At 59.4% G+C, this 23157-nt stretch carries 24 protein-coding genes; 16 read left to right on the forward strand and 8 right to left on the reverse strand.

Features of this window, described 5'->3' with window-relative positions; all coding sequences use genetic code 11:
- Positions 1-16: 16 nt before the first annotated feature.
- Together ACOWVD_RS02500 and ACOWVD_RS02505 are read right to left on the reverse strand one after the other, a co-directional pair.
- Positions 17-832, reverse strand: coding sequence for a DUF72 domain-containing protein (locus ACOWVD_RS02500; RefSeq protein WP_031299685.1), 816 nt, complete (start codon positions 830-832; stop codon positions 17-19).
- 53 nt (positions 833-885) lie between these two features.
- Positions 886-1464, reverse strand: a complete 579-nt coding sequence (locus ACOWVD_RS02505) for a hydrolase (RefSeq protein ID WP_049240309.1) — start codon at positions 1462-1464, stop codon at positions 886-888.
- Positions 1465-1695: 231 nt separating this feature from the next.
- Between ACOWVD_RS02505 and ACOWVD_RS02510 the strand changes: the two genes are divergently transcribed.
- From ACOWVD_RS02510 to ruvB, 7 genes are all read left to right on the forward strand, one after another.
- Positions 1696-1887, forward strand: coding sequence for an FmdB family zinc ribbon protein (locus ACOWVD_RS02510; protein WP_033632845.1), 192 nt, complete (start codon positions 1696-1698; stop codon positions 1885-1887).
- Positions 1888-1961: 74 nt separating this feature from the next.
- Positions 1962-3746: an aspartate--tRNA ligase gene (gene aspS, locus ACOWVD_RS02515; RefSeq protein ID WP_049240311.1), complete on the forward strand. Its 1785-nt coding sequence runs from the start codon at positions 1962-1964 to the stop codon at positions 3744-3746.
- Entirely contained in the window at positions 3746-4192 is a 447-nt protein-coding gene (gene nudB / locus ACOWVD_RS02520) for a dihydroneopterin triphosphate diphosphatase (RefSeq protein WP_004932373.1), read from the forward strand. The genes aspS and nudB overlap by 1 nt, the downstream gene beginning before the upstream one ends.
- A gap of 19 nt (positions 4193-4211) precedes the next feature.
- Positions 4212-4955, forward strand: a complete 744-nt coding sequence (locus tag ACOWVD_RS02525) for a YebC/PmpR family DNA-binding transcriptional regulator (RefSeq protein WP_004932370.1) — start codon at positions 4212-4214, stop codon at positions 4953-4955.
- Positions 4956-5012: 57 nt separating this feature from the next.
- Positions 5013-5534 carry a crossover junction endodeoxyribonuclease RuvC gene (ruvC, locus tag ACOWVD_RS02530; protein ID WP_004932367.1) on the forward strand — a complete coding sequence of 174 codons (522 nt, stop codon included), beginning with the start codon at positions 5013-5015 and terminating at the stop codon, positions 5532-5534.
- Between the two features lie 112 nt (positions 5535-5646).
- The gene (ruvA, locus tag ACOWVD_RS02535) at positions 5647-6261 is read left to right on the forward strand and encodes a Holliday junction branch migration protein RuvA (protein ID WP_004932365.1); all 615 of its coding nucleotides are present in this window, start codon (positions 5647-5649) and stop codon (positions 6259-6261) included.
- Between the two features lie 19 nt (positions 6262-6280).
- The gene (gene ruvB / locus ACOWVD_RS02540; RefSeq protein WP_004932364.1) at positions 6281-7285 is read left to right on the forward strand and encodes a Holliday junction branch migration DNA helicase RuvB; all 1005 of its coding nucleotides are present in this window, start codon (positions 6281-6283) and stop codon (positions 7283-7285) included.
- A gap of 61 nt (positions 7286-7346) precedes the next feature.
- Here the strand turns inward: ruvB and znuB are convergent, their stop codons facing one another.
- Together znuB and znuC are read right to left on the reverse strand one after the other, a co-directional pair.
- Positions 7347-8132, reverse strand: a complete 786-nt coding sequence (znuB, locus tag ACOWVD_RS02545; RefSeq protein WP_015378131.1) for a zinc ABC transporter permease subunit ZnuB — start codon at positions 8130-8132, stop codon at positions 7347-7349.
- The gene (znuC, locus tag ACOWVD_RS02550) at positions 8129-8887 is read right to left on the reverse strand and encodes a zinc ABC transporter ATP-binding protein ZnuC (RefSeq protein ID WP_004932357.1); all 759 of its coding nucleotides are present in this window, start codon (positions 8885-8887) and stop codon (positions 8129-8131) included. Before znuC ends, znuB begins: the two co-directional genes overlap by 4 nt.
- A 78-nt stretch (positions 8888-8965) precedes the next feature.
- Between znuC and znuA the strand changes: the two genes are divergently transcribed.
- The 3 genes from znuA (at position 8966) to lpxM (ending at position 12371) form a co-directional block, all read left to right on the forward strand.
- On the forward strand, positions 8966-9910 hold the full coding sequence (gene znuA, locus ACOWVD_RS02555) for a zinc ABC transporter substrate-binding protein ZnuA (RefSeq protein ID WP_049240344.1): 945 nt from the start codon (positions 8966-8968) through the stop codon (positions 9908-9910).
- Between the two features lie 20 nt (positions 9911-9930).
- Positions 9931-11253: a murein DD-endopeptidase MepM gene (gene mepM, locus ACOWVD_RS02560; protein ID WP_049240312.1), complete on the forward strand. Its 1323-nt coding sequence runs from the start codon at positions 9931-9933 to the stop codon at positions 11251-11253.
- A gap of 149 nt (positions 11254-11402) precedes the next feature.
- Positions 11403-12371 carry a lauroyl-Kdo(2)-lipid IV(A) myristoyltransferase gene (gene lpxM, locus ACOWVD_RS02565; protein ID WP_004932345.1) on the forward strand — a complete coding sequence of 323 codons (969 nt, stop codon included), beginning with the start codon at positions 11403-11405 and terminating at the stop codon, positions 12369-12371.
- 49 nt (positions 12372-12420) lie between these two features.
- On the opposite strand, the gene ACOWVD_RS02570 is transcribed toward lpxM, so the two are convergent.
- The 3 genes from ACOWVD_RS02570 to ACOWVD_RS02580 form a co-directional block, all read right to left on the reverse strand.
- Positions 12421-13302, reverse strand: a complete 882-nt coding sequence (locus ACOWVD_RS02570; protein WP_049240316.1) for a leucine-rich repeat domain-containing protein — start codon at positions 13300-13302, stop codon at positions 12421-12423.
- Between the two features lie 85 nt (positions 13303-13387).
- Positions 13388-14830, reverse strand: coding sequence for a pyruvate kinase (gene pyk / locus ACOWVD_RS02575; RefSeq protein ID WP_004932339.1), 1443 nt, complete (start codon positions 14828-14830; stop codon positions 13388-13390).
- Positions 14831-15019: 189 nt separating this feature from the next.
- Positions 15020-15892, reverse strand: coding sequence for a MurR/RpiR family transcriptional regulator (locus tag ACOWVD_RS02580; RefSeq protein ID WP_021503871.1), 873 nt, complete (start codon positions 15890-15892; stop codon positions 15020-15022).
- A 449-nt stretch (positions 15893-16341) separates the two neighbouring features.
- Here ACOWVD_RS02580 and zwf point away from each other — a divergent pair, with 449 nt between their 5' ends.
- The 4 genes from zwf (at position 16342) to mdtI (ending at position 19850) form a co-directional block, all read left to right on the forward strand.
- Complete coding sequence (gene zwf / locus ACOWVD_RS02585) at positions 16342-17817, forward strand: glucose-6-phosphate dehydrogenase (RefSeq protein WP_004932333.1); 1476 nt, start codon at positions 16342-16344, stop codon at positions 17815-17817.
- Positions 17818-17971: 154 nt separating this feature from the next.
- Complete coding sequence (locus ACOWVD_RS02590) at positions 17972-18613, forward strand: bifunctional 4-hydroxy-2-oxoglutarate aldolase/2-dehydro-3-deoxy-phosphogluconate aldolase (RefSeq protein ID WP_004932329.1); 642 nt, start codon at positions 17972-17974, stop codon at positions 18611-18613.
- Positions 18614-19165: 552 nt separating this feature from the next.
- The gene (gene mdtJ, locus ACOWVD_RS02595; RefSeq protein WP_004932327.1) at positions 19166-19534 is read left to right on the forward strand and encodes a multidrug/spermidine efflux SMR transporter subunit MdtJ; all 369 of its coding nucleotides are present in this window, start codon (positions 19166-19168) and stop codon (positions 19532-19534) included.
- On the forward strand, positions 19521-19850 hold the full coding sequence (gene mdtI / locus ACOWVD_RS02600; protein ID WP_004932324.1) for a multidrug/spermidine efflux SMR transporter subunit MdtI: 330 nt from the start codon (positions 19521-19523) through the stop codon (positions 19848-19850). Before mdtJ ends, mdtI begins: the two co-directional genes overlap by 14 nt.
- 62 nt (positions 19851-19912) lie before the next feature.
- Here mdtI and ACOWVD_RS02605 read toward each other — a convergent pair whose 3' ends face one another.
- The gene (locus ACOWVD_RS02605; protein WP_015378124.1) at positions 19913-20257 is read right to left on the reverse strand and encodes a RidA family protein; all 345 of its coding nucleotides are present in this window, start codon (positions 20255-20257) and stop codon (positions 19913-19915) included.
- Positions 20258-20390: 133 nt separating this feature from the next.
- On the opposite strand from ACOWVD_RS02605, the gene ACOWVD_RS02610 reads away from it, so the two are divergent.
- Entirely contained in the window at positions 20391-22307 is a 1917-nt protein-coding gene (locus ACOWVD_RS02610) for an ATP-dependent DNA helicase (protein ID WP_049240318.1), read from the forward strand.
- Between the two features lie 79 nt (positions 22308-22386).
- Positions 22387-23088, forward strand: a complete 702-nt coding sequence (gene tsaB, locus ACOWVD_RS02615; protein ID WP_164094874.1) for a tRNA (adenosine(37)-N6)-threonylcarbamoyltransferase complex dimerization subunit type 1 TsaB — start codon at positions 22387-22389, stop codon at positions 23086-23088.
- The last annotated feature ends 69 nt before the right edge of the window (positions 23089-23157 follow it).

The raw sequence follows: 23157 nt of genomic DNA on the forward strand, positions 1-23157 counted from the left end.
TGGTCAGATTAATAGGTCAAAACAGAGCATCTTGTTCTGGCCAGTCTGGCGGCGCAGGCAAATCAGGGATCGCCAGGCGCAACTGCTGCCAAATTTTTTGCGCCTGCTGGGGCGAATCGCCGTTGTCCGGCGTATGAATAAACAGATAGGGCTGATGCTGTTGCTGCCACAGCGGCAGTTTTTGTTGCCAGGCTTCGAACCAGCGCAGGTTATCGGCCAGTTGGTCACCGCCGATAAAGCGCACCAACGGTTGGTCGGCGGTGACCAGAGCGTGTACCGGCAGCTTCGGTTTTTTCTGCTGGGCATCGCGCACGGCGGCGGTATTGGGGGCGGCGTGATGCACCGGGCGGCTGTCGAGGATCACCCGATTGATGCCGCGCTGGTGTAACCCCTGATTCAACGCGCGCTCTTCCTCGCCCTTGGCGAAAAACGCCGGATGACGCACTTCTACGCCGTAGGTGAACTCCTGCGGCAGGCTTTCGAAGAACTGCCACATGCGCGGCAGCTCATCGGGGCCGAAGGCGGCGGGCAGCTGCAGCCACAATTGGCCGATGCGCTGATGTACCGGGCTCAGGCAGTGGTAAAACGCCTGTAGCTCGGCGGCGCAGTTGCGCAGGGCGGCCTTGTGGCTGATGTCCGACGGGAATTTGAAGCAGAAGCGAAAATCGTCGCCGGTCATGTCGCGCCAGCGCTGCACGATTTCCAGTTTCGGCAGCGCGTAGAAGGTGGTGTTGCCTTCCACGCAGTTGAAGTAGCGGCTGTAATCCGCCAAATCACGCAGCCCGATACGATTCCAGGCTGAATGTTGCCACTGCGGCAGTCCGATGTAGATCACGGCGTCGTCTTCCTTTACTTGTGCTTGGCTTATCAGGCTACAACTTAACGTTACCGCTCGAGCGCGGCAAGAATTTCGCCGGTGTCGCGCACCCGCGCCAAACGCGGGAAGATGTGTTCGAACGCGAAACGGTGCATTTCCGCGTTCTGCGCGCTGCAGACGTCTTCGGCGATCACCAGCTCATAGCCGTGCTCCCAGGCGGCGCGGGCGGTGGATTCCACGCCGATATTGGTGGATATGCCGCCCAAGACTACGGATTTGATGCCGCGGCGGCGCAGCTGCAAGTCCAGATCGGTGCCGTAGAAGGCGCCCCATTGGCGCTTGGTGATCAGAATATCGTTGTCGCAGACCGCCAGCGGCGCGGGGAATTCCCACCAGCTGGCCGGCAAACCGCCGGTGGGCGCGGGAGCCGGTTTATCCACCGGCTGTTTCAGCGCTTCGGCGAAGGAGTCTGACCAACCGACGCGCACCAACAGCACCGGCGCGCCCAGCATGCGAAAACGCGCGGCCAGCAGGGCGGCGTTCGCCACCACCTGGCCGGCGCTGTGCGGGCCGCCGGCGTAGGGCAGAATGCCGTTTTGCAAATCGATCAGCACCAGAGCGGTGGTTTGGGCGTCAAGTTTCAGCATGGATTTCATCTCGTTGCGAAGTGGATAAAAACTGTTCGGCGCAAAACCGGGGGAGAATCAGGCTACGTGAAAAAACTGTCGCAGGTTAATGGGAAATTTGTTAACCGATGTGTTGATTCGAACAAAAACGCGCCATTTAGTGCAGTAACAATGCTGTGTTCGCACTTATCGGGCGGATGAATTTCCTTTATAATGACTCCCTTTTTTCAACACTCTTTAATCCAACGACCTATGCCGATTTATGAATATGCATGTGGTGCTTGCAACCATCGGTTAGAGAAACTGCAAAAATTTTCCGATGCGCCGCTGGCTGACTGCCCGGCGTGTGGGCAGCCCGCGTTGACCAAGTTGATTTCATCTTCCGGTTTCCAGCTTAAGGGCACCGGCTGGTATGCGACGGATTTTAAACCGGGCAACAAGTAGAATTTATCAGATAACAGCCGCGCGACAGGGGCGCAGTAGCCCAGCGCGGCATCGGCTGTGTAAAAGGATAGCGTATGCGTACTGAATATTGCGGGCAGTTGAATCTGTCCCACGTGGGCCAGGAAGTCACTCTGTGTGGTTGGGTCAATCGTCGTCGCGATCTGGGCGGCCTGATCTTTATTGATATGCGCGACCGTGAAGGCATCGTGCAGGTGTTCTTCGATCCGGACCAGAAAGTCGCGTTCGACAAGGCCTATGACCTGCGCAATGAATTCTGCATCCAGATCGTCGGCACCGTGCGTGCGCGTCCGGACAGCCAGATCAATAAAGATATGGCCACCGGCGAAGTGGAAGTGTTTGCCCACGCGCTCGAGATCATCAACCGCTCCGAGCCGCTGCCGCTGGACTCCAACCAGGTCAACAGCGAAGAAGCGCGCCTGAAATACCGTTACCTCGATCTGCGTCGCCCGGAAATGGCCGAGCGTCTGAAGACCCGCGCCAAAATCACCAGCTTCGTACGTCGCTTTATGGACAGCCACGGTTTCCTCGACATCGAAACGCCGATGCTGACCAAAGCGACGCCGGAAGGCGCCCGCGATTACCTGGTGCCGAGCCGCGTGCACAAGGGCAAATTCTACGCGCTGCCGCAGTCTCCGCAGCTGTTTAAACAGCTGTTGATGATGTCCGGCTTCGATCGTTACTACCAGATCGTCAAATGCTTCCGCGACGAAGACCTGCGTGCGGACCGTCAGCCTGAATTCACCCAGATCGACGTCGAAACCTCTTTCATGACCGCCGAGCAGGTGCGTGAAGTGATGGAGAAACTGGCGCGCGAACTGTGGCTGGACGTGAAGGGCGTGGATCTGGGCGATTTCCCGGTCATGACCTTCGCCGAAGCGATGCGTCGCTTTGGTTCCGACAAGCCGGACCTGCGTAACCCGCTGGAGCTGGTGGACGTGGCCGACCTGGTCAAGGACGTCGAGTTCAAAGTGTTCTCCGGCCCGGCCAACGACGCCAAAGGCCGCGTGGCGGCGATCCGCGTACCGGGCGGCGCACAGCTGACCCGCAAGCAGATCGACGAGTACGGCGCTTTCGTCAACATCTACGGCGCCAAAGGCCTGGCCTGGCTGAAGGTCAACGACCGCGCCGCCGGCATGGAAGGCGTGCAGAGCCCGATCGCCAAATTCCTCAGCGCGGAAGTGCTGGAAGCCGTCCTGGCGCGCACCGACGCGCAGACCGGCGACATCCTGTTCTTCGGCGCAGACAGTGTCAAGATTGTCACCGATGCGATGGGCGCGCTGCGCCTGAAGCTGGGTCGCGATCTGGGCCTGACCCAACTCGACAGCTGGGCGCCGCTGTGGGTGGTTGACTTCCCGATGTTCGAAGAAGACGAAGAGGGCGGTCTGGCGGCGATGCACCACCCGTTCACCTCGCCGCGCGATATGAGCCCGGAAGAGCTGGCCGCCGCGCCGGTCAACGCCATCGCCAACGCCTATGACATGGTGATCAACGGTTACGAAGTGGGCGGCGGTTCGGTGCGTATTCACCGCAGCGAAATGCAGCAGACGGTGTTCAGCATTCTGGGCATCGACGAACACGAACAGCGCGAGAAGTTCGGCTTCCTGCTGGACGCGCTGAAGTATGGCACGCCGCCGCACGCCGGTCTGGCCTTCGGCCTGGACCGTCTGGTGATGCTGCTAACCGGCACCGACAACATCCGCGACGTCATCGCCTTCCCGAAAACCACCGCGGCGGCCTGCCTGATGACCGACGCACCGAGCTTCGCCAACCCGGCGTCGCTGCAGGAGCTGGCGATCAGCGTGGTAAAGAAAGCCGGTGCGGAACAAGAGAGCGAGTGATGAGTTATAAGCGCCCTGAATCTATCCTGGTAGTGATTTACGCGAAATCCAGTGGTCGGGTGCTGATGTTACAGCGGCGCGACGATACCGAGTTCTGGCAGTCGGTCACCGGCAGCCTGGAACAGGATGAGTCGCCGCCGCATGCCGCGCGGCGTGAGGTCATGGAAGAAGTGGGCATCGATATCGAAGCAGAGCACCTGCCGTTGTTCGATTGCCAGCGCTGCGTGGAGTTTGAACTCTTTGTCCATTTGCGACATCGCTATGCGCCGGGAACCACGCGCAATAAAGAGCACTGGTTCTGTCTGGCGTTGCCCGAGGAGCGCGATCCGGTGATTACCGAGCATCACGCTTACCAATGGCTTGAGGCGGCCGAGGCCGTGAAGTTGACCAAGTCGTGGAGCAATCAGCAGGCGATTGAAGAGTTCGTGATCAATTCAGTCCAGTAGTTTTTTTCGGAGATTTTTTATGGCAGGTCATAGTAAGTGGGCCAACACAAAGCACCGTAAAGCGGCGCAGGACGCCAAGCGCGGTAAAATTTTCACCAAGATTATTCGTGAGCTGGTCACCGCCGCCAAGCTGGGTGGCGGCGATCCGGATTCCAACCCGCGTCTGCGCGCGGCGATGGACAAGGCGCTGTCGAACAACATGACGCGCGACACCATGAACCGTGCAATCGCGCGCGGCGTGGGCGGCGATGATGATACTAATATGGAAACCATCATCTATGAAGGCTACGGCCCTGGCGGCACCGCCGTCATGATCGAATGCCTGAGCGACAACCGCAACCGCACCGTGGCGGAAGTGCGCCACGCCTTTACCAAATGCGGCGGCAACCTCGGCACCGACGGTTCCGTGGCTTATCTGTTCACCAAGAAGGGCGTGATCACCTACGCACCGGGCCTGGATGAAGACAGCGTAATGGAAGCGGCGTTGGAAGCCGGTGCGGAAGACATCGTGACCTATGACGATGGCGCCATCGACGTGTTCACCGCTTGGGAAAGCCTGGGCGCGGTGAAAGACGCGCTGACCGCGGCGGGCTTCGAAGCCGAAGCGGCGGAAGTGTCGATGATCCCATCGACCAAGGCCGACATGGACGCGGAAACCGCGCCTAAGCTGTTGCGCCTGATCGATATGCTGGAAGACTGCGACGACGTGCAGGAAGTTTACCATAACGGTGAAATCTCCGACGAAGTGGCGGCGACGCTGTAATCCGGTAAAACGGGCGCCGCCGTTCGGCGGCGCCGTGCATGCAAGGTGGATGTAGATATGGCGATCATACTCGGTATCGATCCCGGCTCGCGCGTCACCGGCTATGGCCTTATCCGCCAGCAGGGGCGCCAGTTGAGCTATATCGCCAGCGGCTGCATCCGCACGGTGGTGGACGACATGCCGACGCGGCTGAAGCTGATTTACGCCGGCGTCAGCGAGATCATCACCCAGTTTCAGCCCGATTTCTTCGCCATCGAACAGGTGTTTATGGCCAAGAACCCGGATTCGGCGCTCAAGCTCGGCCAGGCGCGCGGCGTCGCGATCGTGGCGGCGGTGAATCAGAACCTGGAAGTGTTCGAGTACGCGGCGCGGCAGGTCAAACAAACCGTGGTCGGCACCGGCGCGGCCGAAAAGGCGCAGGTACAGCACATGGTGCGCTCGCTGCTCAAACTCTCGGCCAACCCGCAGGCGGATGCCGCGGATGCCCTGGCCATCGCCATCACCCACTGCCACCTCAGCCAGAACGTGCTGCGAATGAGCGAAGGGCGGCTGAACCTGGCGCGCGGGCGTTTGCGCTGACGCGAAACGATGATTGCTCAGGCTGGATATTCATCCAGCCTTTTTTATGTTATAAGCTTTACCAGCAACGGCATGGCAGGGCGCCATGCCCGGTAATTCTGCAGGAGGGTAAATGATAGGTCGTCTCAGAGGAAATATTCTGGAAAAGCAGCCGCCGCTGGTGTTACTGGAGGCGAACGGCGTGGGTTATGAAGTGCACATGCCGATGACCTGCTTTTACGAGCTGCCGGAACTGGGGCAAGAGGCCATCGTGTTTACCCACTTCGTGGTGCGTGAAGACGCGCAGCTGCTGTACGGTTTCAACGACAAGCAGGAGCGCGCGCTGTTCCGCGAGCTGATTAAGGTCAACGGCGTCGGGCCGAAACTGGCGCTCGCCATCCTGTCGGGCATGTCCGCGCAGCAGTTCGTCAGCGCGGTGGAGCGCGAAGAGATCACCGCACTGGTCAAGCTGCCGGGCGTGGGCAAAAAAACCGCCGAGCGCCTGGTGGTCGAGATGAAAGACCGCTTCAAAGGGCTGAACGGCGATCTGTTCAACAACAGCAGCGAGATCAGCCTGCCGGCCGCCGCCGACAAAACGCCGGAAGCGGACGCAGAAGCCGAAGCTGTCTCGGCGCTGGTGGCGCTGGGCTATAAGCCGCAGGAAGCCAGCCGCATGGTCAGCAAGATTGCCAAGCCGGGCGCCGACTGCGAAACCCTGATCCGCGACGCGCTGCGCGCCGCCCTGTAAGGCCGAAAAGGGGTAGATAATGATTGAAGCCGATCGCCTGATTTCCGCCGAACCGATCAACGAAGAGGAGATCCTCGATCGCGCCATTCGTCCCAAGCTGCTGACTGAATACGTCGGCCAGCCGCACGTGCGCGAGCAGATGGAGATCTTCATTCAGGCGGCCAAGCAGCGCGGCGACGCGCTCGACCATTTATTGATCTTCGGCCCGCCGGGGCTGGGGAAAACCACCCTGGCCAACATCGTGGCCAACGAAATGGGCGTAAATTTGCGCACTACTTCCGGCCCGGTGCTGGAGAAGGCGGGCGATTTGGCGGCGATGCTGACCAACCTCGAGCCGCACGACGTGTTGTTCATCGACGAAATTCACCGTTTGTCACCGGTGGTGGAAGAAGTATTGTATCCGGCGATGGAAGACTACCAGCTGGATATCATGATCGGCGAAGGGCCGGCGGCGCGTTCGATTAAGCTCGATCTGCCGCCGTTTACCTTGGTGGGCGCCACCACCCGCGCCGGTTCGCTGACCTCGCCGCTGCGCGATCGCTTCGGCATTGTCCAGCGGCTGGAGTTTTATCAGGTGGCGGATCTGCAGCACATCGTCTCGCGCAGCGCCGGGTGCCTGGGGCTGGAGCTGTCCGACGAGGGTGCCCATGAAGTGGCCCGCCGCGCGCGCGGCACGCCGCGTATCGCCAACCGCCTGTTGCGCCGGGTGCGCGATTTCGCTGAAGTGCGCGCCAACGGCGTGATCAGCGGTTCGGTGGCGGCGCAGGCGCTTGATATGCTCAACGTCGATGCCGAAGGCTTCGACTATATGGATCGCAAACTGCTGCTGGCGATTATCGACAAGTTTACCGGTGGCCCGGTCGGGTTGGATAATCTGGCGGCGGCGATCGGTGAAGAGCGCGAAACCATTGAAGACGTGATTGAACCGTTTCTGATCCAGCAGGGCTTTATCCAGCGCACGCCGCGCGGCCGTCTGGCGACGCAGCACGCCTACCGGCACTTTGGTCTCGAACGCGAAGAGTAAATTTTTAATCCGCCAATAAAAAAGGGCCGCAGATGCGGCCCTTGTCATATCCGGGCTTTAATCAAGCCTGTTGTTTTTTGAACAGGCTCAGCGTGAACAGCACGGCAGCGCAGAGCACCACCGAAGGGCCGGCCGGCGTATCGTAAAATGCCGAGAAGGCCAGGCCGCCGGTAACCGCCACCATGCCGAGCAGTACCGCGACACCCGCCATCTGCTCCGGCGTGCGCGCGAAACGGCGAGCGGTCGCCGCTGGAATGATCAGCAGCGAGGTGATGATCAGCGCGCCGACGAATTTCATCGCCAGGCCGATGGTCAACGCGGTGACCAGCATCAGCACGGTGCGAGCCCGCGCCAGATTGACGCCGTCGACGTGCGCCAGCTCCGGGCTGATGGTCATCGACAGCAGATCGCGCCATTGCCACCACAGCACCAACAGCACCACGGCGACGCCGCCGGCGATCATCACAATGTCGCTCAGCGTGACCGACAGCAGATCGCCGAACAGATAGGCCATCAGATCGACCCGCACGTTGGACATCAACGCCACCACCACCAGACCCAGCGACAGGGCGCTGTGGGCCAGAATGCCGAGCAGGGTATCCACCGAAAGCTGCGGGCGGCGTTCCAGCCACACCAGGGCCAGGGCCAGCAGCAGCGTAATGGCGATCACCGCATAGAAAGGATTGATGTCCAGCAACAGGCCAAAGGCGACGCCGAGCAGCGAGGCGTGCGCCAGGGTGTCGCCGAAGTAGGACATGCGGCGCCAAACCACAAAGGAGCCCAGCGGCCCGGCGGCGCTAGCCAGCAACACCCCAGCCAGCCAGCCGGGAAGTAACAATTCGATCATGCTTCGCGGCTCCCGGTTTTCTTCAAGACAATTCTTCCCTGCAGGTCGTGGCGGTGGTTGTGATGGTGGCGATACACCGCCAGCTGCTCTGCGCCGCGGTTGCCGAACATGGCGATGAATTCGGGATGCATCGAGACCACCTCCGGCGCGCCGGAGCAGCAGATATGCTGATTGAGGCACAACACCTCGTCGGTTTTCGCCATCACCAGATGCAGATCGTGCGAGACCATCAGTACGGCGCAGCCCAGTTCCTTGCGCAGCTGATCGATCAGGTCGTACAGCGCCAGTTGGCCGTTGACGTCCACCCCTTGCGTGGGTTCGTCCAGCACCAGCAGCTGCGGTTTATTCAGCAGCGCTCGCGCCAGCAGTACGCGTTGGTTCTCACCGCCGGAGAGCTTTTGCATCGGCTGGTCGAGCAGGTGGGCGGCGTGCACGCGCTTGAGCGCCGGCAGAATGTCGGCTTTCTTTACGCCGGGTTTAAGACGCATAAAGCGGCTGACGGTCAGCGGCAGGGTGGCGTCGAGGTGGAGTTTTTGCGGCACGTAGCCGATGCGCAGGTCGGGCTCCCGCTCCAGCGTGCCGGCGGTTGGTTTGACCAATCCCAGCACCACGCGTACCAGTGTGGATTTACCCGCGCCGTTCGGGCCAAGCAGCGTGAGAATACGGCCGGGCTGCAGGCTGAGGGAAATGTTCGACAGCACCTTGCGGCTGCCGAAGGCGACGGAGATATTTTTTAGCGTTATCAGTGTAGACATCTCGAGATTACAGGTTGCAGAACGAAGCGGATGTTATAATATCACGCCTTGTTGATGAAAACGATGGGATTACTGATGATGGCAAAGAAAAATAAATGGCTGCAGCGCACGCTGCTGGCCAGCGCACTGTTGATGGCCGGCCCGCTGAGCAGCGCTTCCGCTGCGGTGGTGACCTCGATTCGCCCCTTAGGCTTTATCGCTTCGGCCATCGCCGACGGCGTGACGCCGACCGAGGTGTTGCTGCCGGACGGCGCTTCGCCGCACGATTTTGCGTTGCGTCCTTCCGATATCCAGCGCTTGCGTTCCGCTGACCTGGTGTTGTGGGTCGGGCCGGACATGGAAGCGTTCTTGAACAAGGCGCTGGTGCCGATCTCGGCGACGCGAAAGCTGGCTATCAGCGAACTGCCGGCGGTGAAGCCGTTGCTGATGAAAGGCGAAGAGGACGACGATCATGAACATGCAGGCGAAGCGCATAACCATGCCGATGACGATCATGGGCATCATCACGGCGAGTACAATATGCACGTTTGGCTGTCGCCGGAGATAGCAAAAGTGACCGCGATCGCGATTCACGACAGATTGTTGGAACTTATGCCGCAAAATAAGGACAAATTAGACGCAAACCTGCGCCAGTTCGAGAATCTGCTGACGCAAACTGACAAAAATGTTGGTAACATGCTTACGCCTGTGCAAGGTAAGGGTTATTTTGTTTTTCATGATGCTTACGGCTACTTTGAAAAACACTACGGTTTGAGTCCGCTGGGCCATTTCACCGTCAATCCCGAAATTCAGCCTGGAGCACAGCGCCTACACCAAATTCGAACACAGTTGGTTGAGCAGAAAGCGGTATGCGTTTTTGCTGAGCCACAATTCAGGCCGGCCGTAATCAATGCCGTCGCCAAGGGTACCAAAGTGCGTTCCGGAACGCTGGACCCGCTGGGCATCGGCATCGCGCTGGGGAAGGACAGCTACGGGAAATTCCTGACTCAGCTGTCAAACCAGTACGTGAGCTGCCTGAAGTAAGCTTATGAGGATAATATCGAGTGCAGCAGATAGTCCGAACTATCGCTCTGGCGTATAACAACCTGCCACGGCCCCACCGCGTCATGCTGGGGTCGCTGACAGTCGTCACATTGGCCGTCGCTGTTTGGCGGCCTTTTGTTTACCACCCAGAACACAACCCCATCGCCAAGAGCGTCGAGTTAGAATCCAGCCAGATGCGGTCATTGCTCCCTGAAGCCAGTGAACCGATAGATGTCGACCAACCCACCCCCGATGACGAAATCCCGCAGGATGAGCTGGACCAGAAGGATGCCGGCGATGATGGCGTGCATGAATATGTGGTTTCCACCGGCGACACCCTTGGCAGCATTCTGACGCAGTACGGCATCGATATGTCGGATGTCACCTTGCTGGCTTCGCAAAACCGCGATCTGCGTAACCTGAAGATCGGCCAACAGCTGTCGTGGACCGTGAACGACGCAGGCGATTTGCAGCAGTTGACCTGGGAGATTTCCCGCCGCGAAACTCGCACCTATGATCGCGTCGGCAACAGCTTCAAGGAGTCAAAAGAGGCGCAGCAGGGCGAATGGCGCAACAACGTGATCAGCGGCCGGGTCAACGGCAGCTTCGTCAGCAGCGCCGGCGACGCCGGGCTGAGCCGTAACGAGATCAACTCGGTGATCAAGGCGTTGCAGTGGCAGCTCGATTTCCGCAAGCTGCGAAAAGGCGATCAGTTCTCCGTGCTGATGTCGCGTGAGCATTTCGACGGTAAGAAATCGCAAAGCCAGCTGTTGGGCGTGCGTTTGCGCACCGGCGGCAAGGATTACTATGCGATCCGCGCCGAAGACGGCAAATTCTACGATCGCCAGGGCTCTGGCCTGGCGCGCGGCTTCATGCGTTTCCCGACCATGAAACAGTTCCGCATCTCCTCCAACTTCAACCCGCGCCGCGTGAACCCGGTGACCGGCCGCGTGGCGCCGCACAAGGGCGTCGATTTCGCCATGCCGGTCGGCACGCCGGTGCTGGCGGTCGGTGACGGTGAGGTGGTGATCGCCAAACGCAGCGGCGCAGCGGGCAACTATGTGGCGATCCGCCACGGTCGTCAGTACACCACGCGCTATATGCACCTGAAAAAACTGCTGGTGAAACCAGGCCAGAAGGTGAAACGCGGCGATCGCATTGCGCTCTCCGGCAACACCGGCCGCTCCACCGGGCCGCATCTGCACTTTGAACTGTGGACCGGCCAACAGGCGGTGAACCCGCTGACGGCCAAGCTGCCGCGTTCCGAAGGGCTGGGCGGCAAAGACCGCAGCGATTATCTGGCGCAGGTGAAGGAAGTGGTTCCTCAGCTGCAGTTGGATTAACACCCCCTTTTTCCGGCGCTTCGGCGCCGTTAATTTCATCGGCCTGATTGCGGGCCGATGCTGTTTTATCTGGGCGGTTCGCGGTTGTTAATTGCAAAATCGGTGCTGGCAATTATGATTAGCCGAATCGCTAAGCCAAGAGCATGTGCATGCAAAACGAGAAGAAATCGAACGTAGAGTTCATTCCGCAGTTTCAAAAAGCCTTTTTATATCCGCGCTACTGGGGCGTGTGGTTGGGAACCGGTCTAATGGCCGGCATTTCGCTGGTGCCTGCGCGCCTGCGCGATCCGGTGCTGGGTGCGGTCGGCAAACTGGCCGGCAAGCTGGCGAAGGGCGCGCGCCGTCGTGCCCGCATCAACCTGCTGTATTGCTTGCCGGAATTGCCGGAAAGCGACCGTGAGCACATTATCGACCAGATGTTCGCCTGCGCGCCGCAGTCGATGGTGCTGATGGCGGAGCTGGCCTGCACCAAGCCCGAGAAAGTGCTCAAGCGCGTGCGTTGGCACGGTGAAGAGGTGTTGGACAAGATCCGGGCGGAAGGGCGCAACGTGATTTTCCTGGTGCCTCACGGCTGGGCGGTGGATGTGCCGGCGATGTTGATGGCCGCGCGCGGCCAACCGATGGCGGCGATGTTCCACAACCAGCGCAATCAGCTGATCGACTACCTGTGGAACGCCGTGCGTCGTAAATTCGGCGGCCGCATGCACGCGCGCAATGACGGCATCAAACCGTTTATCAGTTCAGTTCGCCAGGGGTATTGGGGTTATTATCTGCCCGATCAGGATCACGGCGCTGAGCACAGCGAGTTTGTCGACTTCTTCGCCACCTATAAGGCGACCTTGCCGGCGGTCGGGCGGCTGATGAAGGTATGCCGTGCGGCGATCGTGCCGTTGTTCCCGGTGTACGACGGCAAAACCAGCATGCTGGATATCTATATTCGCGAGCCGATGGACGATCTGGCCGAAGCCGATGACCCACGGATTGCCCGCCGTATGAATGAAGAAGTGGAAAACCTGGTGGGCCCGAACCCGGAGCAGTACACCTGGATCCTCAAATTGTTGAAGACGCGCAAAGAAGGGGAGATTGAACCCTACTCGCGCGACGATCTGTATCGTTAATCCTTTCTACCGCTAACGCCGGCAGGGTCACAACCCGACCGGCGTCTATTCAGATGTGTACCCTACAGCCGCGCGCCCGCAGGATGTCGACGACTTTCGGCGTGTGGGTGAAATCGTTCCAGCGCAGATCAAGCTTGCGCAGCCGGCTCAGTTCGCCGAGGCTTTCCGGCAGATCGCTCAGGCGGTTGGCGCGCAGATCCAGGCTTCTCAGCGCCGTCAGCTCACCGATATTTTCCGGCAGGCGCGTCAGCTGGTTGAAACGCAGGTTCAACTCGCTCAACCGCGGTAGCCGGCAGAAGGCTGCCGGCAGTTCGGCGATGGCGTTGCTGGCCGCGTCGAGTATCTCCAGCTCACCGAGCTGTGCCATTACCGCCGGCAGCGCGGTCAGGGCATTTTTCATGATATGCAGTTCGCGCAGCGCGCGCAGTTGCCCGATTTCGGCGGGCAGGCTGCCGATGCGGTTGTTGTATAAACGCAGCTCCTGCAACGCCGCCAGACTCGGTATTGCCTGCGGCAAGGCGGTCAGTTGGTTATCGGTCGCGTTGAGGTAAACCAGCTGCTGTAGCTGCGCCAGCGAGCGCGGCAGATCGCTAAAGCCGTTGTCGCTCAGGTAGAGGTATTTCAACCGATGCAGTTGCCCCAGTTCCTCGGGGAGTTCGCTGGCGCGATTGTGGCCGAAGTCGAACATCTCAAGCTGTTGCAACTGGCCAATCTCCGGCGGCAGGTGGCCGATCTGATTGCAGGAGATGTTCAGTACCTGCAGGTTGCGGTGTTGCAAGATGGAGGCGGGGAAGGCCGTCAGCTGATTGTCGTACAGGCTGATTTTGCGCAGCGCATGGCCGGTTAGCTGCGATTCGTCGAGCTGCGTCAGACCGCGCCCATCGAGATCGAGCGCATCACCGGTCGAGGCTGGATTGCGTTGGTGGAGCATGGCGTTCTCCGTCGTTTATGGCGGTGTCAGGGCAAAAAAAATGCCGGCCAACGTGAGCCGGCCGGCATGTCGTCTGCGGCGTGGATTACTCGACGCGCAGAATACGGCTGGTATTGGTGGTGCCGACGGTTTCCATCACGTCGCCCTGGGTGACGATCACCAGATCGCCGGAGACCAGGAAGCCTTTGTCACGCAGGCGATTGACGGCTTCATTGGCGGCGATCACGCCGTCTTTGTGGCTGTCGAAATACACCGGCGTCACGCCGCGATACAGCGCGGTCAGGTTCAGCGTGTGCTCATGCCGCGACATGGCGAAGATCGGCAGGCCGGAGCTGATGCGCGACATCATCAGCGCAGTGCGGCCGGATTCGGTCATGGCGATCAGCGCGGTGACGCCTTTCAGGTGGTTGGCGGCGTACATCGAAGACATAGCGATCGCCTCTTCGATGTTGTCGAACTGTACGTCCAGGCGGTGTTTGGAAACGTTGATGCTCGGGATCTTCTCGGCACCCAGACAAACGCGCGCCATCGCCGCCACGGTTTCCGCCGGGTATTGGCCAGCGGCGGTTTCCGCCGACAGCATGACGGCGTCGGTGCCGTCCAGCACGGCGTTGGCTACGTCCATGACTTCGGCGCGGGTCGGCATCGGGTTGGTGATCATCGACTCCATCATCTGGGTCGCGGTGATCACCGCGCGGTTCAGGGTGCGGGCGCGGCGGATCAGTTTCTTCTGAATGCCGACCAGTTCCGGATCGCCGATTTCGACGCCCAGGTCGCCACGGGCCACCATCACCACGTCGGAGGCCAGAATAATGTCGTCCATCGCTTCGTCGGTGCAAACCGCTTCGGCGCGCTCAACCTTGGACACGATCTTGGCGTTGCAGCCGGCATCGCGCGCCAGGCGGCGGGCATAGTTCAGATCTTCACCGGTACGCGGGAAGGAGACCGCCAGGTAGTCGACGCCAATCTTGGCGGCGGTCACGATGTCCGCCTTGTCTTTTTCGGTCAGGGCTTCGGCCGACAGGCCACCGCCGAGTTTGTTGATGCCCTTGTTGTTGGATAGCGGGCCGCCGACGGTCACTTCGGTAAACACTTTCATGCCCTGAACTTCGAGCACTTTCAGCTGAACGCGGCCGTCATCGAGCAGCAGGACGTCGCCCGGCACCACATCGGCTGGCAGGCCTTTATAGTCGATACCAACTTTTTCTTTATCGCCTTCGCCTTTTGACAGGTTGGCGTCCAGCAGGAATTTATCGCCCACGTTGAGGAAGATTTTGCCTTCCTTGAAGGTGGATACGCGAATTTTCGGCCCTTGCAGATCGCCGAGGATAGCGACGTGACGCCCCAGCTTGGCAGCAATTTCGCGTACTTTGTCAGCGCGAGCCTGGTGATCTTCCGGGCTGCCGTGGGAGAAGTTAAGCCGAACTACGTTGGCGCCGGCGGCAATGATCTTTTCCAGATTATTGTCGCGGTCTGTAGCCGGACCCAGGGTGGTAACGATTTTGGTTCTTCTGAGCCGTCTGGACATGTATTACTCCGTTGACTGGTGAAGCAAATATTGGTGTTGCGATAACGTCGGATAACGAAACCAGGCGTGAAATGTAATTTTACAACACTGATATTTCACCCGGGTTACCCGTATGAGCATGTTAACAGGGTACCGCCTCTGATGCCGTCATTCAAATGTCTGTTGAACGGCGATTTTTTCTTCGTCGGGTCACGAATCAAAACTGTTGGGAATGACCACGCCTTTATCAAAGCGCGATTCTTTGAGCGCTTCTTTGACCCGCTTCAAGTTATCTCTGAATTTAGCCCCTCGGCGCAAGGTAAATCCGGTGGCGAGCACGTCAATGAGCGTTAATTGCGCGATCCGCGACACCATCGGCATGTAAACGTCGGTGTCTTCGGGCACGTCGAGCAGCAGGGCCAGGGTCGCCGCCTGGGCGAGCGGGGTGTCGCGCGAGGTGATAGCCAGTACCGTGGCGTCGTTCTCCCGCGCCAGGTGGGCCATCTCCACCAGATTCTTGGTGCGGCCGGTGTGTGAGATCAGCACCACCACGTCGCCTTCGCTGGAGTTCATGCAGCTCATGCGCTGCATGACGATGTCATCAAAGTAGACCACCGGAATGTTGAAGCGGAAAAATTTGTTCATCGCATCGTGCGCCACCGCCGCGGAGGCACCCAGCCCGAAGAAAGAGATCTTTTTTGCCTGGGTGAGCAGGTCAACCGCACGATTGATTGCGGCAATATCCAAATTTGCCTTTACTGTATCGAGGCTGGCCATTACCGATTCGAAGATCTTGCTGGTATAGGAATCGACGCTGTCATCTTCCTCAACGTTACGGTTTACGTAGGGCGTGCCGTTAGCCAGGCTTTGGGCGAGATGCAGTTTGAAGTCGGGAAAGCCTTTGGTATCAAGGCGGCGGCAAAAACGGTTGACGGTAGGTTCGCTGACGTCGGCCATGCGCGCCAGCGTGGCGATGCTGGAGTGAATGGCGGTCTGCGGGGAGGCCAGGATCACCTCGGCGACTTTCCTTTCAGATTTGCTCAGGCGTTCCAGATGGCTCTGGATTTTGTCCAGCGTATTCATATAACGAGAGTCACTCATGGTTTTATCCCTGTGGCTTTCAAGCAACAGCGTCGAATTTCGCCCGTGTTCGCCGTGCGAGCAGACGCCAAACGAGCGGCTGTAACCTGGAATCGATAGGGTATGTCGATTTCAAACAAAGGAGAAATCAATGCCGGTTTAGTGAAAATATACTACGTGCTGGTAACCGTTGGCAGTCTCGACAGGGTGTATGCAGGCTTTTTTCACCAGAATATGACCTGTGTCTAACTTTCATAATGGTAACAGAGCGTCAAAAAAGACGAAAAGTTACAGTTTTGCCCACCTGCAACGGCTCTGCCGCGCAGTGGCGCTTACCACTGGAATCTTTGGGGCTTTTTTTCTGCTTTTGCACCGGGTTTGCTGGCCGTAGTCAAACAGAGTACATTAGTAATGTAAGAAAATTACAAATATCCTGCAACGAGGAGATGAACATGGCGGTAACCTCTACAGCCCAGGCGTGTGACCTGGTTATTTTCGGCGCGAAAGGTGATTTGGCGCGCCGTAAGCTGCTGCCTTCCCTGTACCAGTTAGAGAAAGCCGGACACATCCACCCGGATACGCGGATCATCGGCGTCGGCCGCGCGGAGTGGGATAAACAAGCCTATACCGAAGTGGTCAAGGAAGCGCTTGGCACCTTCATGAAGGAAAAACTGGATGACGAACTCTGGGCCACGCTAAGCGCGCGCCTGGACTTCTGCAACCTGGACGTCAACGACAGCAAGAACTTTACCAAATTGGGTAAAATGCTGGATCAGAAGCACCGCACCACCATCAACTACTTTGCCATGCCGCCAAGCACCTTTGGCGCCATCTGCAAAGGGCTGGGCGAAGCCAAGCTGAACCATGAGCCGGCGCGCGTGGTGATGGAGAAACCGCTGGGCACCGATTTGGCGTCCTCACGCGTGATCAACGATCAGGTGGCGGAGTACTTCAACGAATCCCAGGTTTACCGTATCGACCACTATCTCGGCAAAGAGACAGTGCTGAACCTGTTGGCGCTGCGTTTCGCCAACTCGCTTTTCGCCTCCAACTGGGATAACCGCACCATCGATTCGGTGCAGATCACCGTAGCGGAAGAGGTGGGCATCGAAGGGCGTTGGGGTTACTTCGACCAGGCCGGCCAGATGCGCGACATGATCCAGAACCACCTGCTGCAGATCCTGACCATGATCGCCATGTCGCCGCCGGCGGATCTGACCACCGACCGCATCCGCGACGAGAAGGTGAAGGTGCTGCGCTCGCTGCGCCGCATCGATCAGACCAATGTCCGGGAAACCACCGTGCGCGGCCAGTATACCGCCGGCTTCGTCCAGGGCAAGAAAGTGCCGGGTTATCTGGAAGAGGAAGGGGCGAACAAGAGCAGCAGCACCGAAACCTTCGTCTCTATCCGCGTGGATATCGACAACTGGCAGTGGGCCGGCGTGCCGTTCTACCTGCGTACCGGTAAACGTCTGCCGACCAAATGTTCGGAAGTGGTGGTGTACTTCAAAAACCCGCCGCTTAACCTGTTCAGCGATTCTTACCAGCAGTTGCCGCAGAACAAGCTGACCATCCGCCTGCAGCCGGACGAAGGCATCGAAATTCAGGTGCTGAACAAGGTGCCGGGGCTGGATCACAAGCACCGCCTGCAGACCACCAAGCTGGACCTGAGCTTCTCGGAAACCTTTAACCAGGAGCACGTGGCGGACGCCTACGAGCGCCTGCTGCTGGAGACCATGCGCGGCATTCAGGCGCTGTTCGTGCGCCGCGATGAAGTGGAAGAAGCCTGGAAGTGGGTCGACTCCATCATGGACGCATGGAAAGCCGACAACGAGGCGCCTAAGCCTTACCAGGCGGGCACCTGGGGGCCGGTGGCCTCGGTGGCGATGATCACCCGCGACGGCCGCTCCTGGAACGAGTTCGAATAATGCGTAATGCCGGCAGCTTGTCTGCCGGCTTTTTTTTGCCTGCGATCTGCGCGTGGGCCACATCACTTACGGTACGGCCGGACGTCCGCGCATTTGTGCGGAGCCCTGTGGCAGGGGCGTGCCATTGTTAACCGCGAGTAATGGAGAAATAACGATGAAAAACTGGAAAACCAGCGCCGAGCAGATCCTGACGGCGGGGCCGGTGGTGCCTGTTATCGTGATCAACAAGCTGGAGCAGGCGGTGCCGCTGGCGAAAGCGCTGGTTGCCGGCGGCGTGCGGGTATTGGAGGTGACGCTGCGCACCGCCTGCGGGCTGGAGTCTATCCGCGCTATCGCCGAAGAGGTGCCGGAGGCGATCATCGGCGCCGGTACGGTGATCAACCCGCAGCAGCTGCGGCAGGTGACCGAAGCCGGGGCGCAGTTCGCCATCAGCCCAGGGCTGACCGAGGCCTTGCTGCAGGCGGCGACGGCGGGACCCATCCCGCTGATCCCGGGCATCAGCACCGTGTCTGAACTGATGCAGGGCATGGATCACGGTCTGCGGGAATTCAAATTCTTCCCGGCGGAAGCCAACGGCGGCGTGAAGGCGCTGCAGGCGATCGGCGGCCCGTTCCCGCAGGTGCGTTTTTGCCCGACCGGCGGTATTACGCCAAACAATTACCGCGATTATCTGGCGCTGAAAAGCGTGCTCTGCATCGGCGGTTCCTGGCTGGTGCCGGCGGACGCGCTCGAAAAAGGCGACTATGCGCGCATCACTGAACTGGCGCGCAGCGCCGTCAGCGGCGCCGCGTTGTAACCCGCGCCAGGCCTGGGATTGGCGCTTATTTGCTCACCCGCGGGTATCGCAAGGCTCAACGCTCCGTTGAGCCTTTTTTAATTTTTATCGCGATTAACTTTCTTATTTTTAACCCGTTTTTTTCTGCTTTTTGATGAAAACGGCAGTTTGCTTTCTTATTTTGGCTGTGGTAAAAATATCTCAGTTGAAAATTTTACTTTTATGAGGATATTGGGCAAATCGCACGGTGTGCGGCTGATAATAGAGAACTATTATGATGACTATTAACGGAACTACCCTCAGAACCTCTACGTGCCAACTCTTCCTGTCTGCGATCCTTGCCAGTGAGCATCACTGGTGCAGCGAGCTATAGCGTCTTTCTCCCTTAACCGGTGCGGGTAGCGGGCTTAGGCCTTCGTTCTACCGTTCAGCCGGGCAAACATTCTTTTTGCGTTTGGGTCAGTTTATCCCCAGGGATCTCTGCGTCTTGCGCGCCGTACTGCGGCCGTTCGACGAGATAAATCGGGATAAATATGCCTTGGCGCGTGTTATTCGCCGTTTGGGAGAAAAATTATGATTTATTGGATCTTTTTAGGTTTGGCCATCATGACCGAAATCATCGGTACCTTGTCGATGAAATACGCCAGCGTCAATGGCGGCATGATCGGGCATATCGTGATGTACGTGATGATCACCGCGTCTTATGTGCTGCTGTCGGTGGCGGTAAAACGCGTGGCGTTGGGCGTAGCCTATGCGCTGTGGGAAGGTATCGGCATTCTGTTCATCACCCTGTTCAGCGTGCTGTGGTTCGACGAGCCAATCTCGGCGCTGAAAGTACTGGGCCTGGCTACGCTGATCGCCGGCATCATGCTGGTGAAATCCGGTACCCGCAAAGAGCGAAAACAGGTCAGCCCGCGAGGTGACAACCATGCAACAGTTTGAGTTGTACCACATTGGGTTTCTGGGGCTGGCCATCGTGCTGGAAATCATCGCCAACATCTTCCTGAAGATGTCGGACGGCTTCCGTAAAATTTGGCTGGGATTGCTGTCGCTGCTGTCGGTGCTCGGCGCGTTCAGCGCCCTGGCGCAGGCGGTGAAGGGCATCGATCTGTCGATCGCTTATGCGTTGTGGGGCGGTTTCGGTATCGCCGCCACTATCGCCGCGGGCTGGATCATGTTCGGCCAGCGGTTAAACGCCAAAGGCTGGATCGGCCTGGCGCTGTTGCTGGCGGGGATGGTGATCCTTAAACTGTCCTGATAGCGGGCAATAAAAAACCGCAGGCGTTGCCGTCTGCGGTTTTTTTTCGTCTGCGCTCAGGCTTACAGCGCGGCGATGATTTTGATTTCCACTTTATATTTCGGATTCATCAGCTGCGCCTGCACGGTGCAACGTACCGGCGCGCTGCCGGCAACGACCCAGGCGTCCCAGGCGGCGTTCATCGCGGCGAAGTCGGCGGTATTGGCCAGGAAGATGGTGGCGTCCAAAATGCGGCTTTTATCCGAGCCTACGCGCGCCAGCAGCACGTCGATGGCTGCAAGCGCGTTGGCGGTCTGCGCGGTCGCGTCATCATCCAGGTTCTCCGGCACGCTGGTGTAGTAAACGGTCTCGTTGTGCACCACGGCTTCGGACCAGCGCTGATCGGGATCAATTCTTTCGATATTCATTTGCTTATCTCCATATCATAGTCCCGCTCAGGGTAGCACAGCCGGTGATGAAAAAGCGCGGCGATAAAGTGGGTGGTAGCCGGGCGGCAGGCTTGGCATAATCACCGCTGAATGACACCGGCAGAGAGACAGCGTGACAGACGATTTTGCAACAGACGGCGCATTGGCGCAGGCTATCAAGGGATTCAAACCGCGTGAGCCGCAGCGGCAGATGGCGCAGGCCGTCACCGAGGCGATCAATTTCAAGCAGGAGCTGGTGGTGGAAGCCGGCACCGGCACCGGCAAAACCTTCGCTTATCTGGCGCCGGCGCTGCGCGCCGATCGCAAAGTGATCATCTCCACCGGTTCGAAAGCGTTGCAGGATCAGCTGTATGCGCGCGATCTGCCCACCGTCGCCAAGGCGCTGAAGTACAAAGGCAAGCTGGCGCTGCTGAAGGGGCGCTCCAACTACCTGTGCCTGGAGCGGCTGGAGCAGCAGTCGATGGCCGGCGGCGAACTGGCGGGGCAGACGCTGATCGATTTGGTGCAGCTGCGCAAGTGGTCGTCGCAGACCAAAGAAGGCGACATCAGCACCTGCAGCGAAGTGGCGGAAGACAGTTTCGTCTGGCCATTGGTGACCAGCACCAATGACAACTGCCTGGGCAGCGACTGCCCGCTGTATCAGGATTGCTTCGTGGTTAAAGCGCGCCGCCGCGCGATGGATGCGGATGTGGTGGTGGTGAACCATCACCTGTTCCTGGCGGATATGGTGGTGAAAGAGGGCGGTTTCGCCGAGCTGATCCCGGAAGCCGAGGTGATGATTTTTGATGAGGCGCACCAAATCCCCGACATCGCCAGCCAGTATTTCGGCCAGCAGCTTACCAGCCGCCAGTTGCTGGATCTGGCGAAGGACATCACCATCGCCTACCGCACCGAGGTGCGCGATGCCGCTCAACTGCAAAAAAGCGCCGACCGTCTCAGCCTGAGCACGCAAGATTTTCGCCTTAATCTGGGAGAGCCGGGTTTTCGCGGCAATCTGCGCGATGTGCTCGGGGAGCCGAACGTGCAGCGCGCTTTATTGCTGCTCGATGACGCGTTGGAGCTGTGTTACGACGTCATGAAACTGTCGCTGGGGCGTTCGGCGCTGCTGGATGCCGCTTTTGAGCGCGCCACGCTGTATCGCGCGCGCCTTAAACGGCTGAAGGCGGTGACGGAGCCGGGCTACAGCTATTGGTATGAATGCAATTCACGCCACTTCGTGTTGGCGCTGACGCCGCTGACGGTGGCCGATCGGTTCCGCGAAATGCTGGACGAGAAGCCGGGCAGCTGGATCTTTACCTCGGCCACGCTGTCGGTCAACGATCGGTTGGGCCATTTCACCGAACGCTTGGGGCTGACCAAGGCCAAAACGCTGCTGCTGCCGAGCCCGTTCGACTATGCCAAACAGGCGTTGCTGTGCGTGCCGCGCTTTTTGCCTTCGCCGAATCAGCCCGGCGGGGCGCGCCAACTGGCGCGCATGCTGCGGCCATTAATCGAAGCCAACAACGGCCGCTGCTTCTTCTTGTGCACCTCGCACCAGATGATGCGTGAGCTGGCGGAAGAGTTTCGCGCCACGATGACGCTGCCGGTGCTGTTGCAGGGGGAAACCAGCAAAGGCCAGCTGTTGGCGCAGTTTGTCGCCGCCGGTAACGCGCTGCTGGTGGCGACCAGCAGTTTCTGGGAAGGGGTGGACGTGCGCGGCGATGCGCTGTCCTGCGTCATCATCGATAAACTGCCGTTCACGTCACCGGACGATCCGTTGCTGAAGGCGCGTATTGAAGATTGCCGCCTGCGCGGCGGCGATCCGTTCAATGATGTGCAGTTGCCGGATGCGGTCATCACCCTGAAACAGGGCGTCGGCCGTTTGATCCGCGACACCGACGATCGCGGCGTGCTGGTGATTTGCGATAACCGTCTGGTGATGCGCCCTTACGGCGAGGTGTTCCTCAATAGCCTGCCGCCCACGCCGCGCACCCGCGATCTGAAGCAGGCAATCGCCTTCCTGCAGGCCGCCGACACGTCGGCCACGTGAAAGATGAAGGGCTTACGGGGCTGTGCTACAATGCGCGCCCTGTATGAAAAACCCAGTTTTATTCCCGCCAGAGGTTGGCATGTCCACGCGAATTTTAGCGATCGATACCGCGACGGAAGCCTGTTCCGTCGCCGTCTGGAATCAAGGCGAAATCCACGCCCTGTTTGAGCTGTGCCCACGCGAGCATACGCAACGAATTTTACCTATGGTGCAGCAGGTGCTGGCGGAATCCGGTCTGGCGCTCAACCAGCTCGATGCGCTGGCCTTCGGCCGTGGCCCCGGCAGCTTTACCGGGGTGCGCATCGGTATCGGCATCGCTCAAGGCCTGGCGCTGGGCGCCGATCTGCCGATGATCGGCGTTTCCACGCTGCAAACCATGGCGCAGGGCGCCTGGCGCGTCAGCGGCGCGGAGCGTGTGCTGGCGGCGATCGATGCGCGCATGGGTGAAGTTTACTGGGGGCAGTTCGAACGCCAGGCGGACGGCCGCTGGTGGGAAAGCGAAAGCGAGGCCGTGCTGTCGCCGGCGCAGGCGCTGGAGCGTGCGCAGCGCCTGCAGGGCGAATGGGCCCATGTTGGCACCGGGTGGCAAACCTACCCCGATCTGGTCAAGGGTTCCACGCTGAGCGTGCGCGACGGCCAGATGCTGTTGCCGCAGGCGCAAGACATGCTGCCGCTGGCGCTGCAGGCCTGGCAAGAAGGGCTGGCGGTAGCGGTGGAAAATGCCGAGCCGACCTACCTGCGCAATGAAGTGACCTGGAAAAAACTGCCGGGCCGCGACTGATCGCGGCGTATTGTGCTGATGTTGATGCCGGGCGATGAAGGCCTGCAACTTGAACGATGAAACGCGGTC

This window comes from Serratia sp. SA088, assembly GCF_049065515.1.
GTDB classification, from domain to species: domain Bacteria; phylum Pseudomonadota; class Gammaproteobacteria; order Enterobacterales; family Enterobacteriaceae; genus Serratia; species Serratia nematodiphila.

What these genes read in the sequence shown, in the direction of transcription:
- ACOWVD_RS02505 (WP_049240309.1), bottom strand. Translation starts at nt 1,464, where the DNA reads ATGCTGAAACTTGACGCCCAAACCACCGCTCTGGTGCTGATCGATTTG.
- ACOWVD_RS02510 (WP_033632845.1), top strand. Translation starts at nt 1,696, where the DNA reads ATGCCGATTTATGAATATGCATGTGGTGCTTGCAACCATCGGTTAGAG.
- aspS (WP_049240311.1), top strand. Translation starts at nt 1,962, where the DNA reads ATGCGTACTGAATATTGCGGGCAGTTGAATCTGTCCCACGTGGGCCAG.
- nudB (WP_004932373.1), top strand. Translation starts at nt 3,746, where the DNA reads ATGAGTTATAAGCGCCCTGAATCTATCCTGGTAGTGATTTACGCGAAA.
- ACOWVD_RS02525 (WP_004932370.1), top strand. Translation starts at nt 4,212, where the DNA reads ATGGCAGGTCATAGTAAGTGGGCCAACACAAAGCACCGTAAAGCGGCG.
- ruvC (WP_004932367.1), top strand. Translation starts at nt 5,013, where the DNA reads ATGGCGATCATACTCGGTATCGATCCCGGCTCGCGCGTCACCGGCTAT.
- ruvA (WP_004932365.1), top strand. Translation starts at nt 5,647, where the DNA reads ATGATAGGTCGTCTCAGAGGAAATATTCTGGAAAAGCAGCCGCCGCTG.
- ruvB (WP_004932364.1), top strand. Translation starts at nt 6,281, where the DNA reads ATGATTGAAGCCGATCGCCTGATTTCCGCCGAACCGATCAACGAAGAG.
- znuB (WP_015378131.1), bottom strand. Translation starts at nt 8,132, where the DNA reads ATGATCGAATTGTTACTTCCCGGCTGGCTGGCTGGGGTGTTGCTGGCT.
- znuC (WP_004932357.1), bottom strand. Translation starts at nt 8,887, where the DNA reads ATGTCTACACTGATAACGCTAAAAAATATCTCCGTCGCCTTCGGCAGC.
- znuA (WP_049240344.1), top strand. Translation starts at nt 8,966, where the DNA reads ATGGCAAAGAAAAATAAATGGCTGCAGCGCACGCTGCTGGCCAGCGCA.
- lpxM (WP_004932345.1), top strand. Translation starts at nt 11,403, where the DNA reads ATGCAAAACGAGAAGAAATCGAACGTAGAGTTCATTCCGCAGTTTCAA.
- ACOWVD_RS02570 (WP_049240316.1), bottom strand. Translation starts at nt 13,302, where the DNA reads ATGCTCCACCAACGCAATCCAGCCTCGACCGGTGATGCGCTCGATCTC.
- pyk (WP_004932339.1), bottom strand. Translation starts at nt 14,830, where the DNA reads ATGTCCAGACGGCTCAGAAGAACCAAAATCGTTACCACCCTGGGTCCG.
- ACOWVD_RS02580 (WP_021503871.1), bottom strand. Translation starts at nt 15,892, where the DNA reads ATGAATACGCTGGACAAAATCCAGAGCCATCTGGAACGCCTGAGCAAA.
- zwf (WP_004932333.1), top strand. Translation starts at nt 16,342, where the DNA reads ATGGCGGTAACCTCTACAGCCCAGGCGTGTGACCTGGTTATTTTCGGC.
- ACOWVD_RS02590 (WP_004932329.1), top strand. Translation starts at nt 17,972, where the DNA reads ATGAAAAACTGGAAAACCAGCGCCGAGCAGATCCTGACGGCGGGGCCG.
- mdtJ (WP_004932327.1), top strand. Translation starts at nt 19,166, where the DNA reads ATGATTTATTGGATCTTTTTAGGTTTGGCCATCATGACCGAAATCATC.
- mdtI (WP_004932324.1), top strand. Translation starts at nt 19,521, where the DNA reads ATGCAACAGTTTGAGTTGTACCACATTGGGTTTCTGGGGCTGGCCATC.
- ACOWVD_RS02605 (WP_015378124.1), bottom strand. Translation starts at nt 20,257, where the DNA reads ATGAATATCGAAAGAATTGATCCCGATCAGCGCTGGTCCGAAGCCGTG.
- tsaB (WP_164094874.1), top strand. Translation starts at nt 22,387, where the DNA reads ATGTCCACGCGAATTTTAGCGATCGATACCGCGACGGAAGCCTGTTCC.